Raw genomic sequence first — 15,081 nt, 5'->3', positions numbered from 1 at the left:
TGACCTTAAAATGGATGAGTTCAATTGACATCATCCATTTTATTTTAGTTTGACTAATTGACAATCCATTCCTATGACATCATAGCCTAGTCTATTTAAATGCTTCCGGACTCCGCTTCTTTCCCAGGTTTTAATTATCGTATTTTTCAAACTTTTCTTCGGATAAAATATGCCGACAGTGGTTAGTTCATCAAAGTTCATGCCCTGCTGGACATAACGTGAGATTAGTTCATCCCGCTGCTCGATCTTTGCAAGAAATCGTTCCATTGCCTGACTAAATTCCTGTTTGGAGAAAATTCCTTTCTGATGCCCAGTAATGTAGGTATCAGCATCGAGTGTTAACAGTCGTTTACCAGATTCAATAAAATCATCAATATCTCCATCAGTTCCGTTGTACCAGGGTCCAAAGGAGGTCATATCGTAATCACCTGTAAAAACAACTCCTAATTCCGGAAAGTATGGACATGAAAAGCCGCTTGTATGTCCTGGCGTGTGTAAAAATTGTACCTTTATTCCGCCAAATTTATATTCGGTCTCATAATGATATGCTCCGGAAATTTCTCCAAGGTTTCTCACCCATTCATCTGGAAGCGTGGCTTTCCACTTTTTAACACCCTCTTGCCCCCACTCCTGAAAAACTCCATTAATACTAGCAACGCCTTCAATCGTAAGCGATGTCTCATACTCAACCGGGTTAATTAATTTTGATATATTTTTGAATAAATGGTTATGAAGTGTGTGATCAGGATGATAATGGGTGTTGAGGATTAATTGGACGCCATGCTCTCGGTCGACATTTTTGAGAACCTTTTCCTCGGCCCCCGTATCAATTAGTACCTTTTCAGAACAGTTTAAATAAAGACTTCTAGAATGAGGAACTTTACTGAAATTGGCTCCTTCTAGAATGAAGATTGGCCCTATTCGATTCATTTTGTTCACCCCACTTTTGAAATTTAAATATTTATTTAACCGAGTGAATGCTCATTCATAATATCATAATTTTCTAATAATTAAAAGATGAAGTTATACCTTTTTAATACATACCTAGTTTGTTATACAAGAAGAGGCTGCCACTAAATTCTAAAAAGCTGTTTACTTTCATCTATTCAATAACTTTGCTACACTATTCTCGATATAGAATAAAAAGGTTGCAGGTGATTGAATGAAGACACGTTCTTATTTTGTATTTGGACTGGTTCTAATTTTACTATTATCCGGATGCGGAAAAAAAGAAATTGAAAATGCAGTAAACTGGCCAATTAAGGACTTTACGGCCACAAATCAGCAAAACAAGCAAATAGGCCTTAAGGATTTAAAAGGAAAGGTTTGGGTGTCAGCATTTATTTTCACTAGCTGTGCAGATGTTTGCCCGCCAATGACTGCTAATATGGTAAAACTGCAAAAGAAAATAAAAGAAGAAAATCTGAAGGATGTTGAATTAGTTTCCTTTAGTGTTGATCCAACTGTTGATACACCTGAAGTTTTGACAAACTACGCAAAACAATTTGGTGTGGAATTTAGTAATTGGACATTCCTAACCGGTTATTCTCAAGAATTTATTGAAAAATTTGCAACGGAAAGCTTCAAAACGATTGTTAAGAAACCTGTGGAAGGAAATCAGGTGATTCATCAAACTTATCTTTATTTGGTTGATCAAGAGGGGAATATTAAAAAGACATACAGCGGTTATAAAGATGTTCCCTATGAGGAAATCATCAATGATATAAAAACATTACAATAGGCCTATATTGGTCTATTTTTTATGGAAAAAGGATATTGTTCATATTTGTTTTGAATATTTATAGTCGTGTTATAATAAAGAAAACTTAGGAGGCAGGTGAATATAGTTGAAAAAGTTTTTCCCCCTTCTAATTCTTTCGATCATGTTATTATGTTCGTGCAGTCCATCCAATTCATTAGTGTTTCATCAGGAAAAGAAAGTCGCTGCACAAGTTTTTCAACCAATCCCAGCTGATTTTTTTCCACGAAAGCTAACGGTGTTAGCGGCAGGTGATTCTCTTACTCAAGGGGTCGGAGATAGTACAGATCAAGGCGGTTATTTGCCATATCTTAAATCGATGCTCGAAAAAGATAAAGGAGTTCAAGAAGTTGATTTCTACAATTATGGTGTCAAGGGAAATCGGACAACACAGCTGTTAAAAAGACTCAAATCCCCTAAAATTAAGCCCATTTTGCAGCAGTCCAATTTGGTGATTCTCACCATTGGTGGGAATGATATTATGAAGATTGTCAAAGACAATATCTCAGACTTGCAGGTATCCGATTTTCTTAAGGAAAAGGAATCCTATCGAAGCCATTTAACGCAAATTTTCGAGGTGATTTTAAAAGAAAACCCAAATGCATCCATCGTATTAGTTGGCGTGTATAACCCATTTTCGAAATGGTTTTCGGATATAAAAGAAATGGATCAAATTGTCGCTGAATGGAATCAAATCGGCCAAAGTGTAGTTAACCAACATTCTCATTCCTATTTTGTGTCAATCGGAGACCTTTTCTTAAATGCAGATGAGGATGTTTTGTATACAGATAATTTCCATCCTAATGACAAAGGATATAAACTAATGGCAGAGAGACTTAATGAAGCTTTAGCAAATCAGGTTTTACCCGATATAGAGAAAAAGGCTTACACGGTCAGCACTGAGGAGAATTAGATGAAAAACAAATGGAAACTGGGATTCCTCATTTTGTTAGGAATCAATCTATTAATTGCAATTATTCTTTTTTCGTTAGTTACGGCCCCAATAAATGAGAAGGAGCCCGTAAAAACAAACACTTCGAGTGAAGACTATGTATCTTTTCATGTAAGATCAAACAAGTATGACTTAAACAGATTAATTAACCATTATTTGATAGAAGAAGCTGCTGACTCTCCTATAAAATATAAGGTTTTGTTGGGCGATGAGGTAGAATTATATGGTACCCTTCCTTTTTTTAGTGAAAAGTTAAAATTGAAGCTGACTTTTGAACCATCGGCCCAAAAAAATGGCGATTTAATTTTAAAGCAAAAGTCAATGTCAGTTGGCAAATTGCATCTCCCCATTTCGTACGTTTTAAACTTTATTAGGGAGAACTATAAGCTGCCGAAAGGTGTTGAAATCAGACCCAATGATCATCTGGTCTATATTCATATGCAGCAGTTAAAACAGAAAAGCGATTTAAAAACTAAGGTAGATAAATTTAATTTAAAAAAAGATGATATTGCTTTTACAATATTAGTCCCAGTGAAATAGGCGTCCGCTTAGGACACCTATATTTTAATCCTTTATACAAATATATTGTAATTCAGGTTTATCCTGTGATAGCCCTAAGAAGACAATCGTGTAGCTTTCATTAGGCTTAAAGCTTGCTTTTGTTAATGGAAGCAGGATATCTTTACTGCCAGCAGTCCTTGCTTCCAAATCCACTGTCATAGGAGTTAATCCTAAATATTCGGTTGCTTGTTTGTACTGGACCATAGGGAAAATCACATCGCGTTCTTTTACAGCAATATCTAGTGCGGGGGAATCAGGAGATAAATGTATAAAACGGACCTTTGCTTCACCTGTAGGAACCTCAGGGTGATTTAAAAACACCAACAGCCGCATCTTTTTAACTGAATCAATGGTGGTTAAAGTGTATGATTTTCCTTCCTCAACTGTTAAGTTTTTATTTAAGACACTATCAATCATATTTCCGGCAGGATAAATATCGATGTGGTATTTCCCAGCTTTCAAACGTAAATTCTGACTGACTTTTGTAAAAGCTAAATCTTTAATGACACGGCTCCCGTTAATATAGATATCAACGTTCGGGGAATCTGGGGATGTATGCAGGAAACTGACTTGTGCATCACCTTGTAATGCTTGAACAGGTGATCTATTTAGGTTCATCGCTTTATTCATGTATTTATAATGCTTTAAATAGAAATGCATGTGTAAGCTAGGGTTAGTATATTTATAGAGCTGTGCTAACAAATCATACATAGCTGCTTTGTGAAGATAATCAGTTTGCTTCCTTTTCTCGGACATATTATCAACTCCTTACCTACTGGATTACACCATAATTTATTCAAGCAGATATAGGTAGGTGTCTAAATGTACTATAATGTTGCGATAAGGAATGGCAGAAATGACTGAAGCAATAGGTTTATTTTTCAAAAAACATTCTGTATACTTTTATGTAAATAAAAAAGGGGTGGGAACGTGGATAATAAGCATCAGTTAGCAACTTTTGCCGGCGGCTGTTTTTGGTGTATGGTCAAGCCGTTTGATGAACAACCTGGAATTATCAGTGTTTTGTCTGGTTATACAGGGGGAACAGTTGAAAATCCAACGTATCAACAGGTTTGCTCGGATACAACCGGACATTATGAAGCCGTTCAAATTACGTATGATCCGGACATTTATCCCTATGAAAAATTACTGGAATTATTTTGGCAGCAAATTGATCCAACCGATCCGGGCGGTCAATTCTATGATCGCGGCCAATCCTACCAGACAGCTATCTTTTATCACAATGAAATCCAAAAAGAGCTTGCTGAAAAATCGAAACAAGCTCTTGAGGAAAGCGGGCGTTTTTCAAAGCCAATTGTCACACCAATATTGCCTGCTAAGACATTCTATCCTGCTGAAGAATATCACCAGCACTATTATAAGAAAAATCGTGCCCATTATCAGTCATACCATGTAGGTTCAGGCCGTGCCGGGTTTATTGAAAGACATTGGGGGGAAAACGATGCAAAATAAAGATCTGAAAAAAGAATTAACACCCATTCAATATGAAGTTACGCAAAACAATGGTACAGAACCGCCTTTTAGAAATGAATATTGGAATGAAAACAGGGATGGTATTTACGTAGACATTGTATCGGGAAAGCCATTATTTAGTTCGCTTGATAAATTTGATGCAGGCTGCGGCTGGCCAAGCTTTACGAAACCGATAGAAGATGAGGAAGTGATTGAAAAAGAAGATTATAGTCATTTTATGATCCGGACAGAGGTTCGAAGCAAATCAGCTAATTCGCACTTGGGTCATGTCTTTAATGATGGACCGCAACCAACGGGATTACGCTATTGTATTAATTCTGCTGCACTTAGGTTTATCCCAAAAGAAAAGCTTAAAGAAGAAGGATATGGTGAGTTTATCAAGCTCTTTGAAGAAAAACGATAAGGACGTCCATTTTGGGCGTTCTTTTTTTCTTATGAGATAAGAAAGTATAAAACTTTTTAACTTTGAGAATTGTCTAGCTCCAGCGCCTAGCCCCTCGAGGTCATAAGCCAATCCGTCCAAAAGGTTAAAAAGCAACCTTTCGGCCGGCTCGTCTTATGCTTGTCGGGGCTGACCAAGGCGCTTGCGCTTTTCTTATTTTCGAATTTGAAATTACTTTTCCTCAGACTTTTGTTTTGATGTGGAAGTCATCCCGCCAGAGAGGACAAACTTCATAGCATCCTCAGCCTTCACATCTATAATTTCGACTTGCTCTTTAGGGATTAAAAAGGTAAATCCAGCAACCTGAAACGTTTGCGGAAGATAGACGGCTACATGATTCTTTAATGGACTATAAAAATCTTCCAATTCCTCTGATGTAATAAAACCAATACTTCTCATTTCTGTTCCTGGGATTATCACCAACGCCACTTTAGAAAAAGACTTTTTATCGCCAAGAAAGGATTGAACAGTATCTTTTATGACCGAATAAATAGTTTTAACAACAGGAATTTTTTCAAGCAAGTAATCAATTAGTTTAATGATTTTTCCTGTTATGTATTTAGTAGACATCCAGCCTAAAACAGTAATAAGGATAACCGTGGTTAACAGACCAAATCCGGGAATGTAATCATCCTTGAGGTAAGGCCTTAAAGAGTTGCCAAGAATGCCGTCCAAAAATAGAAAGGTCTTGTAAATCACATAAATAACAAGAATAATTGGAACAATGGTTAAAACGCCATTTAAAAAATTCTTTAAAACTGTTTTCATCCTATCACCTACAAAATATCATTGTCTTTCATAATATAGGCGAATGCACATACAGGTCAAGCATCTAGTTCATACAGTACTTATGAAAAGAAACAAATTTCCTTGAGGAGTGAATGTTTATGTATCATGGTTACGGTTATGGAATTGATGGCTGTGGCGGTTACCCAGCCTATCCAGTAGGTGGATGCGGTTATCCGGCAGGTGGATTTGTAGGCTTCGGCTTTGGCGGATTTGCGTTAATTGTTGTGTTATTTATTTTGTTAATCATCATTGGCGCAAGCTGGAATTATTGATAAATAGAAAATGGCTGATCCTAATAGCGGGTCAGCCTTTCTTTTTGGCTGAAAGAGTTTGTTATTGATTTTTAGCAAGTTGATTGGAGCGGAAGGCGCGCAGACTCCTGCGGGAGTACGGGGCTGGGGAGACCCCACAGGCGCTTAAGCGCCGAGGAGGCTCCCCGTACCGCCCGCGGAAAGCGAAGCGCCTGGAGCGGAAATCAACACTCAAGTATAAGAAGGCAATATTTCTTGGCAGTCCCGATGAAATGAGATGATAGAATGAAAAATTACTTCATACAATGGAATATACCTACTTATTTTGATAAAGAAAGTGGTGTCCATTGTGGGAAAGTCATTTCTAATCAAACCAATGTTAGATGAAATATACCCTGTCATTGATTATGGCAAAGGGGTTTATTTATTTGATATGGAAGGAAAAAAATATCTGGATGCCGCTTCAGGCGCTGTGACTGCTAACATAGGTCATGGGGTAACGGAGATCATTGAAGCGATGCTAGAGCAGGCCCAAAAAGTCTCCTTCGTTTATCGTTCACAATTTACCAGTGAAGCTGCTGAAAAACTTGCTGACAAACTTGCAGAAATACTACCGGGTGAGCTAAAATGGAGCTTTTTTGTAAACAGTGGTTCAGAAGCAACCGAGACAGCGATGAAAATGGCGATCCAATACTGGCAAGAAACAGGGGTTCGAACGAAGAACAAGATTCTTTCAAGATGGGTTAGTTATCATGGGATTACAATGGGAGCGCTTTCGATGTCAGGTCATCCTGGAAGAAGGGCACGGTTTGTCCCTCTCTTAGAAGATTTTCCTGCTATAAATCCACCATATTGCTACCGGTGTCCGTACAATCTGGAGGCCCCCTCCTGTCAATACTTGTGTGCCTATGAATTAGAAACAGCAATAAAGCGAATTGGTGCTGAACAAATTGCAGCCTTCATTGCCGAACCCATAATCGGAGCAGCCGGAGGAGCAATTACGCCGCCAAAGGAGTATTTCAAACATATTAAAAAAATTTGTGAGGACCATGACATCCTTTTTATTGCAGATGAGGTCATGACTGGTTTTGGCCGATCTGGAACTATGCTAGCCTGCGAGCATTGGGGAGTAGTACCTGATATTGTTGCTTTGGGGAAAGGAATGGGGGCAGGCTTTGCACCAATTGCCGCGGCTGTAGCAAGTGATAAGGTCATGACGCCGATTCTGGCCGGGTCAAAGTCAGTCATGAGTGGTCATACCTTAAGTGCAAACCCACAATCATGTGCTGTGTCTTTGGCTGTTCTTGAATACTTAGAAAAAAACGAGATTATGAAAGAAGTAGATAATAAAGGGATTTATTTGAAAAACCAACTTGAGAAATTAAAGACGCTATTCCACTTTATTGGCGATATCCGTGGCAAGGGCTTGCTGCTTGGCATTGAATTTGTTCAAAATCCAAATATAAAACAGCCATTCCCGAGAAAGTCCTCCGTAACACAAAAAATAATTGAAATTGCAAAAGACAAGGGACTCCTAGTATACCCGGCAGGTTCGGGTATAGACGGGGTAAATGGAGACGCCATTATTATCTCCCCTCCTTTAACAATTACTAAAAGGGAAATTGAGGAATTGGTTTTTCTATTAAAAGACACATTTACAGCTTTTTCAAAAATAATAAGTACAGGAATGGATGGTGAACATTAATTGGAAAATCCATTCGGAAAAATTACGACGATTGAAACGGTTATGGATTTTTTTCACGATGGAATGACCTTAATGTTCGGCGGTTTTGGCGGGGTGGGTTCACCACCAACAATGATTGATGGCATTTTGAAGAAAGGCGTTCAAAATCTAACATTAATCGGCAATGATACCGGTTTTCCCCACATAGGAATAGGTAAAATAGTCAGCCATGGCAGGGCCAAGAAAGTCATCGCGTCCCATATTGGCTCAAATCCCGTCGCGGGTCAACTTATGCAGGATGGTAAGTTAGAGGTTGAGTTTTCACCACAAGGAATCTTAGCAGAAAGAATCCGTGCTGGAGGGGTGGGTTTGCCGGCGATTTTATCTGACATAGGTATGGAAAGTGAAATAGTTTCCAAAGATAAACCGCGATATGTGCTAAACGGAAACGAATACTTAATAGAAACTGCCTTAACGGCCGAGGTTTCGATTGTCTTTGCTAAAAAGGCAGATGTGTATGGTAACTTAATTTATGACAAAAGTGCCCGCAATACCAATCCACTTGTCGCAATGGCCGGGAAACTCACCATTGCAGAGGTAGAGGAAATTGTACCATTGGGCAGTCTTGATCCGGATGAAATTATCACACCAGGAGTATTTGTTGACTATGTAATCTTCTCCCAAGGGGTGAATTGGAAATGGGCATGGGAATAGACGATAGAAACCGAATGGCCAAACGAGCTGCAGAGGAAATTCAGAATGGTATGGTGGTGAATCTCGGTATTGGTATTCCATCCCTTGTCCCTAACCACCTGTCAAGAGAAATACAGGTCATGTTTCATGCTGAGAATGGGATTACGGGAATGGGGCCAAGTCCCGAAAAAGGAAAAGAAGATGAGAATTTGTGCAATGCCGGCGGCTTTCCAGTGACCCTAATGAGTGGTGGTTCATACTGTGACAGTGCTGTTGCCTTTGGTATGATTCGCAGGGGAAGGGTTGATATTACCGTTCTGGGATCACTGCAAGTGAGTCAATATGGTGATTTGGCCAATTGGATTGTACCGGGTAAAAAAGTACCGGGTATGGGAGGAGCAATGGAACTCGCACAAAAAGCCAAAAAAGTAATCGTTGTGATGAACCACTGTGATAAAAACGGGTACCCCAAAATTGTTAATACATGTTCACTCCCCTTAACATCCTCCCGCTGCGTTGACTTAATTATTACAGAAATGGCTGTCTTTAAAGTGTCCCACGAAGGACTGCTTTTGTCCGAAATATTTGCACCGTACAATCTTGATAGTGTGGTCAGTAAAACAGGCTGTGAATTTAAAGTTAGTGAAAATATTCGCAACATACCGTACTAATGGGGAATTTGGCTTAAAGGGGTGAACTAAAGTGGAAAAATATGAACACCATGTAAAGCAATGGCTAAAGGAGAATCGGGCACGAGCGGCGAGACTGTTACAACTGCTCGTCCGAGAAAATAGTACCCGTGGAAATGAGAGCAGTACACAAGCTATTGTCATTGAGAAATGTCGTCAGCTTGGATTAACACTCGACATATGGGAAATTGGCGGTGATGAATTAAAAAGCCACCCGGCCTATTGCTGCGACCGCCAAAGCTTTGATGGGAACCCAAACTTGGTTGCAGTCTTAAAAGGAGCTGGCGGTGGCAAATCAATTATTTTAAACGGTCATATTGATGTGGTCCCGGTTGGCGATGAGTCAAACTGGGATCATGAACCATTTAGTGGAGTAATTGAGTGCGGTAAGCTTTATGGAAGAGGGGCAACTGACATGAAAGGAGGGAATGTTGCCCTATTAATGGCAATGGAAGCGATTGTTGCCACCGGTATAAAGCTAAAAGGGGATGTTATTTTTCAAAGTGTCATTGAGGAAGAAAGTGGTGGAGCAGGTACACTGGCAGCCGTTTTAAGAGGCTATCAAGCAGACGGAGCAATCATTCCTGAGCCAACCAATCTGAAGATGTTTCCAAAACAACAGGGTTCCATGTGGTTCAGGATTACCGTAACTGGAAAAGCGGCACATGGAGGAACAAGATATGAAGGTGTTAGTGCGATTGAGAAATCTCTAAAAGTGATTCAGAGTTTGCAACAATTAGAGAAAGATAGAAATGCAAGGGTTACTGATCCTCTTTTTGAAAAAATTCCTATCCCTATCCCAATTAATATCGGTAAAATGATGAGCGGTGAATGGCCTTCATCAGTCCCTGATACAGCCGTAATAGAAGGAAGGATGGGAGTATCTCCTGGTGAAAGTATTCTATCTGCACAGATGGAAATGGAAGAATGCTTGCAAAATCTGTGCGACCAAGATGAATGGCTGAAGAGACACCCTCTTAAGCTGGAATGGTTTGGCGGCAGATGGCAGCCGGGGAGTCTCGAGACTAACCACCCGTTAATTAATGAAATAACGAAAAGCTTTATTGAAGTTAAAGGAGAACCGCCTGTTATTGAAGCAAGTCCCTGGGGCACAGATGGGGGAATCCTCTCAACTGTGGGCCATACTCCTGTTGTCGTCTTTGGACCGGGGATAACAGCATTAGCACATGATGCCAATGAACATATTATCCTTGAGGATTTGTTTGCAGCAAGTAATATAATCGCCCTAACCATATTGAGATGGTGTGAAGTCGCGGAACCATCATGATTGGCACCTTCATTTGCTGATTGATAAAATCATATTATGATAATGCCGAAAGCAGACTAGGATATGGAGAGTATTAGTATGAAACTTTAAGTCTGGCTAGATCCCGGCCAGGCTTTCATTTCGTCTACGAGTGAAGAACTTAATCTCCGGTTTTTTAGAAAAGCAGTTGAGGAGTGACCTTATGAACCAAACCACATCAACTATCTACGTGAACGAAACTAACTTTTTTTGTGAAGTATTTTTAGACCCCTTTAATAAACGAATCAGGGTTGATGATTACCGTGGAAATACAAAATTATTATTAGAGAAAGTGGAAGAGCTTGTTAAGAAGTATCAAGCTGAAAAACTCATCATTAAAGGCCGTCGTGAAGACTTTATAACGTTTCTAGAAGCAGGACTTCAGCTTGAAGCGATGGTGGACCGTTATTTTCTAGGTTCAGACGCACACTTCTTTTCGAGATTTTATACGTCTGAACGCAAAAGGAATGACCATTGGATTACCGAGGATGGGATTATTCAGAGTATCTATCAATTAAATCCTTCCATAAATCAAACATTCCCACCAAAGGAATATGAATTAAAGAAGGCGGATGAAAACTGTGCTGAAGAGCTTTCCTCCCTATATAAACAAGTATTTCCCATTTATCCTACTCCATTGTACGATCCTGAATATGTAAAAAAGACTATGGTGGATGGGACAATCTATTATATCTTTACCTATCAGGGGGAAATAGTAAGTGCCGCCTCTGCAGAGATTAACGCTTATTACAAAAATGCTGAATTAACCGATTGTGCAACATTAACCGAGCACCGAAAATATGGACTTATGAAAATCATCCTCCAAGAACTCGAAAAGGACTTAATAAAAAATGGGATTTTTTGTGCCTATTCCATTGCAAGGTCTTTATCATTTGGGATGAATGCTGCTTTATTTCAACTAGGATATTCCTACAGAGGCAGGTTCATGAATAATTGCTACATCTATGACAAACTAGAGAATATGAATATGTGGGTGAAAAATCTGGCAAACTGCTAAAATTTCGGCTGGCGATGCCAATTTTTCAGCACTCTAGATGCTATAGCAGGCAGGTGAATTAAAATAGGACAATTAACGGCATTAACACAAGAGGTTTTGACTGCCATTCTTAAAAGCATTGACGAAGGAATCCATGTAGTCAATACTCAAGGAAAAACGATTTTTTACAATGAAGTAGCTGCCAAACACGATGGGATGGATGTAGATGAAGTGTTAGGAAAGCATTTAATTGATGCATTTCCCTCCTTGACAGAAGAGTCGAGCACTCTTTTAAAGGTTATAAAAACAGAAAGGCCCATTTATAATCAAGCTCAGGTCTATGTCAATATGCACGGAGTGAGGATTGATACCATTAATACCACGCTGCCTATTTTTCTTGGAGAAGACTTTGTTGGCGCAGTCGAAATTGCCAAGAACTATTCTAGAATGAAGCTGCTTGCAGAAAGACTTTTAGACTTACAAAAAGGTTTTTCTAAAAGCAGCCCCAACAAGCGTGTACAACAGGTAAAGTATACACTAAACGATATAAAAACAATCAACCCGGAATTAATAAATACCAAGGAAGAGGCAAAGAAACTGGCAAAATCGGATTCTCCAATTCTTGTCTACGGGGAGTCTGGAACTGGAAAGGAATTGTTTGTCCAGGGTATACACCATGAGTCCAATCGTTCAGAAGGTCCATTTGTCGCTCAAAATTGTGCTGCCATTCCGGAAACACTGCTTGAAAGCATTCTTTTTGGGACAGTAAAAGGCAGTTATACTGGGGCTGTTGATCGGAAAGGCTTGTTTGAATTGGCTGACGGCGGGACCCTTTTTCTCGATGAACTTCATACGATGCCAATAGAGATTCAGGCTAAGCTTTTACGGATATTAGAGGACGGGATGATTCGCAGGGTGGGCAGCCCACAAAATATTTCCGTTAATGTTCGTGTTATTGCCGCCATGAATGTACACCCACAAACAGCCCTCCGAGAGAAAATGATTCGACATGATCTTTATTATCGTTTGAATGTGTTTACCTTTTCTCTCCTGCCTTTAAGGGAAAGGAGAGAGGATATCATGTACTTAACTGATTCTTTTATACAAGATTTCAATAGACAATTAAGTAAGACCATTCAAGGTGTGGAAAAAAATCTAGAGATATTTTTAACTGGATATCAATGGCCGGGAAATGTCCGAGAACTTAAACATACGCTTGAATATATGATGAATGTTTGCGAGGGAAATCACCTTGGGGTTGTTGATTTGCCTATTATCCTGAGGCAGTATCCTGCTGGAGCCAAAGGTAATATTCATCCTTCTGATAAACTATCATTAAGAAAGAATTTGGAGGAAGTGGAGAAAAAGCTAATCATAAGTGCCCTCGACCTTTCTAAAGGAAATATCAATCAAGCTGCCAAGCTACTTGAAATACCAAGGCAGACTCTTCAATATAAATTAAAAAAAATTCCTCACTAAACCGCCGAATTTTCGGCGGTTTTTTTGAGTCTCAAAATCAAAATAACGAAGGAATTGCTTTTTTACTCGACTGTAGAGTTGGCACAATTCTTGCATATTATTTAGTAAAGCAAGATTGGAGGAAATGACATGAAACATTTTATATATAAACCAAACAGACATTGGAAAGATATAGAACTTTGGAAAGATGTTACCGAGGAACAGTGGAACGATTGGCTATGGCAATTAACCAATACGATTCGTACAGTCGATGATTTAAAAAAGGTAATCAACTTAACCCCAGATGAAGTAGAGGGGGTAAGAATTTCCACTAAAACCATTCCCTTAAATATCACACCCTATTACGCATCATTAATGAATCCAGATGATCCCCGCTGTCCGATTCGGATGCAATCGGTACCGATCTCTAAAGAAATCTACAAAACGAAATATGACCTTGAAGATCCCTTACATGAGGATGAGGACTCCCCGGTACCAGGACTAACACACCGTTATCCTGATCGGGTGCTCTTTCTAGTCACTAATCAATGCTCAATGTACTGCCGTTATTGTACGAGAAGGCGTTTTTCGGGCCAGATTGGCATGGGTGTGCCTAAAAAACAGCTTGATGCTGCTATTTCCTACATCAGACAAACACCAGAGGTTCGCGACGTATTAATTTCTGGCGGAGATGGACTGTTGATAAATGATAATATTTTAGAATATATTTTGAAAAATCTACGTGAAATTGACCATGTGGAAATTATTCGAATCGGAACAAGGGCACCAGTGGTCTTCCCGCAGCGGATTACCGAAAACCTCTGCAATATTTTGAAAAAATATCATCCAATCTGGTTGAACACCCATTTTAATACCTCAATAGAAATTACAGAGGACTCAAAAAAAGCTTGTGAAATGCTCGCTAATGCAGGTGTACCTGTTGGAAACCAATCTGTTATTCTAGCAGGAATTAATGATAGCGTTCCAATCATGAAAAGGCTCATGCATGACCTCGTTAAAATCCGTGTCCGTCCTTACTATATCTATCAATGTGACCTTTCAGAGGGTATTGGGCATTTTCGTGCTCCTGTTTCCAAGGGACTAGAAATTATCGAGGGGTTGCGCGGCCATACGAGCGGATATGCTGTGCCAACCTTTGTCGTCGATGCTCCAGGTGGAGGCGGGAAAATTGCGCTGCAGCCGAACTATTTAATTTCACAGAGTCCGGAAAAAGTGGTGCTCCGAAATTTTGAAGGAGTGATTACCTCCTATCCGGAGCCTGAAAACTACGTTCCTGGCAGAGCTGAGGAATATTTTGAAAGTGTATACCCTAACTTGGCAGAGAAAAAGTCACTTTCCGGTATTGCAGGAATTATAAATGATCAACACTTCAATTTAGTGCCAGAAGGTTTAACAAGGCTTAATCGCAGGAAGCAGTACAATCAAGACCCTGCACACTCTTCTTTAAAAGACAAGCGGAGCAAGCGGGATGAATTAAAGGAAAAGAAATTTAAAGCATTGACTGAAAAAGAAAAGGGAGTTACATCTGAGGGAAATTCGGACTAGGTAATTGGACAAATGAAGTATTTGTGAGGAGTGAATGATGAAAATGGAATGTGAATGGTGTAATAGTTCTAATGTAAATGCTGTTACTGACTCTGTTTTCTGGGAGCTACCGGACGGCTCACGTGCCATTGAAATTAGAGAAACACCTACCCATCGTTGCGGTGATTGTAACATGATTTACCAGAGTGAGAGGATTGTTAAAGAAATAGAAGATCAATTATTTTTAATTAATTGTAAACAAATTGGAAAAGTGATCTCCTACGAGGAATTAATGAGAATTCCAAGATTATTAAAGAGAAATTATTTTGACTTTTCAAGTTAACAAAAGGGCAGCCCTAAAAAGGCTGTTTTTATTATGGTTTCCTGTATTTCCAACTGGACGACATCAATAGTATCCGTTATAGTAATTCATAAGAAAAATGACTCGTTTCTGAATTGGA

17 protein-coding genes are annotated in these 15,081 nt (G+C 39.3%); 14 read left to right on the top strand and 3 right to left on the bottom strand.

Translation table 11 applies throughout. From position 1 onward, the window contains the following. Positions 1 to 39: 39 nt before the first annotated feature. Entirely contained in the window at positions 40 to 930 is an 891-nt protein-coding gene (locus M3226_RS01125) for an MBL fold metallo-hydrolase (RefSeq protein WP_251561811.1), read from the bottom strand. 232 nt (positions 931 to 1,162) lie between these two features. On the opposite strand from M3226_RS01125, the gene M3226_RS01120 reads away from it, so the two are divergent. From M3226_RS01120 to M3226_RS01110, 3 genes are all read left to right on the top strand, one after another. Then, on the top strand, positions 1,163 to 1,741 hold the full coding sequence (locus M3226_RS01120) for an SCO family protein (protein WP_251561809.1): 579 nt from the start codon (positions 1,163 to 1,165) through the stop codon (positions 1,739 to 1,741). Between the two features lie 106 nt (positions 1,742 to 1,847). Continuing rightward, positions 1,848 to 2,672 (top strand): SGNH/GDSL hydrolase family protein, encoded by an 825-nt coding sequence (locus M3226_RS01115; protein ID WP_251561806.1) that lies wholly within the window; start codon positions 1,848 to 1,850, stop codon positions 2,670 to 2,672. Next, the gene (locus tag M3226_RS01110) at positions 2,673 to 3,251 is read left to right on the top strand and encodes a YpmS family protein (protein ID WP_251561804.1); all 579 of its coding nucleotides are present in this window, start codon (positions 2,673 to 2,675) and stop codon (positions 3,249 to 3,251) included. A 24-nt stretch (positions 3,252 to 3,275) separates the two neighbouring features. On the opposite strand, the gene M3226_RS01105 is transcribed toward M3226_RS01110, so the two are convergent. Beyond that, positions 3,276 to 4,028 carry a DUF4397 domain-containing protein gene (locus M3226_RS01105; protein ID WP_251561803.1) on the bottom strand — a complete coding sequence of 251 codons (753 nt, stop codon included), beginning with the start codon at positions 4,026 to 4,028 and terminating at the stop codon, positions 3,276 to 3,278. A gap of 174 nt (positions 4,029 to 4,202) precedes the next feature. On the opposite strand from M3226_RS01105, the gene msrA reads away from it, so the two are divergent. After that, entirely contained in the window at positions 4,203 to 4,745 is a 543-nt protein-coding gene (msrA, locus tag M3226_RS01100) for a peptide-methionine (S)-S-oxide reductase MsrA (RefSeq protein WP_251561801.1), read from the top strand. Beyond that, complete coding sequence (gene msrB / locus M3226_RS01095; protein WP_251561799.1) at positions 4,735 to 5,169, top strand: peptide-methionine (R)-S-oxide reductase MsrB; 435 nt, start codon at positions 4,735 to 4,737, stop codon at positions 5,167 to 5,169. The genes msrA and msrB overlap by 11 nt, the downstream gene beginning before the upstream one ends. A gap of 210 nt (positions 5,170 to 5,379) precedes the next feature. Here msrB and M3226_RS01090 read toward each other — a convergent pair whose 3' ends face one another. Next, the gene (locus M3226_RS01090) at positions 5,380 to 5,976 is read right to left on the bottom strand and encodes a DUF502 domain-containing protein (RefSeq protein WP_251561797.1); all 597 of its coding nucleotides are present in this window, start codon (positions 5,974 to 5,976) and stop codon (positions 5,380 to 5,382) included. Positions 5,977 to 6,095: 119 nt separating this feature from the next. Between M3226_RS01090 and M3226_RS01085 the strand changes: the two genes are divergently transcribed. The 9 genes from M3226_RS01085 to M3226_RS01045 all read left to right on the top strand — a co-directional run bounded on the left by M3226_RS01085 (position 6,096) and on the right by M3226_RS01045 (position 14,963). Continuing rightward, positions 6,096 to 6,269 carry a YjcZ family sporulation protein gene (locus tag M3226_RS01085; protein WP_251561795.1) on the top strand — a complete coding sequence of 58 codons (174 nt, stop codon included), beginning with the start codon at positions 6,096 to 6,098 and terminating at the stop codon, positions 6,267 to 6,269. A 328-nt stretch (positions 6,270 to 6,597) separates the two neighbouring features. Continuing rightward, positions 6,598 to 7,953, top strand: a complete 1,356-nt coding sequence (locus tag M3226_RS01080; RefSeq protein ID WP_251561793.1) for an aspartate aminotransferase family protein — start codon at positions 6,598 to 6,600, stop codon at positions 7,951 to 7,953. Next, the gene (locus M3226_RS01075) at positions 7,954 to 8,646 is read left to right on the top strand and encodes a CoA transferase subunit A (protein WP_285857682.1); all 693 of its coding nucleotides are present in this window, start codon (positions 7,954 to 7,956) and stop codon (positions 8,644 to 8,646) included. Beyond that, positions 8,631 to 9,296: a 3-oxoacid CoA-transferase subunit B gene (locus M3226_RS01070; protein WP_251561791.1), complete on the top strand. Its 666-nt coding sequence runs from the start codon at positions 8,631 to 8,633 to the stop codon at positions 9,294 to 9,296. The genes M3226_RS01075 and M3226_RS01070 overlap by 16 nt, the downstream gene beginning before the upstream one ends. Before the next feature lie 31 nt (positions 9,297 to 9,327). Beyond that, positions 9,328 to 10,602, top strand: coding sequence for a peptidase (locus M3226_RS01065; RefSeq protein WP_251561789.1), 1,275 nt, complete (start codon positions 9,328 to 9,330; stop codon positions 10,600 to 10,602). Between the two features lie 181 nt (positions 10,603 to 10,783). Next, positions 10,784 to 11,638 (top strand): putative beta-lysine N-acetyltransferase, encoded by an 855-nt coding sequence (ablB, locus tag M3226_RS01060; protein ID WP_251561787.1) that lies wholly within the window; start codon positions 10,784 to 10,786, stop codon positions 11,636 to 11,638. A gap of 63 nt (positions 11,639 to 11,701) precedes the next feature. Then, on the top strand, positions 11,702 to 13,096 hold the full coding sequence (locus M3226_RS01055; protein WP_251562330.1) for a sigma-54 interaction domain-containing protein: 1,395 nt from the start codon (positions 11,702 to 11,704) through the stop codon (positions 13,094 to 13,096). Between the two features lie 129 nt (positions 13,097 to 13,225). Further along, positions 13,226 to 14,641: a lysine 2,3-aminomutase gene (ablA, locus tag M3226_RS01050; protein ID WP_251561785.1), complete on the top strand. Its 1,416-nt coding sequence runs from the start codon at positions 13,226 to 13,228 to the stop codon at positions 14,639 to 14,641. A 37-nt stretch (positions 14,642 to 14,678) separates the two neighbouring features. After that, positions 14,679 to 14,963: a YokU family protein gene (locus M3226_RS01045; protein ID WP_251562329.1), complete on the top strand. Its 285-nt coding sequence runs from the start codon at positions 14,679 to 14,681 to the stop codon at positions 14,961 to 14,963. Positions 14,964 to 15,081 lie beyond the last annotated feature (118 nt).

It is taken from the genome of Neobacillus cucumis (assembly GCF_023715505.1).
The sequence above is the reverse complement of the archived record's forward strand: the minus strand, read 5'-3'. Positions and strand labels throughout refer to the sequence as shown.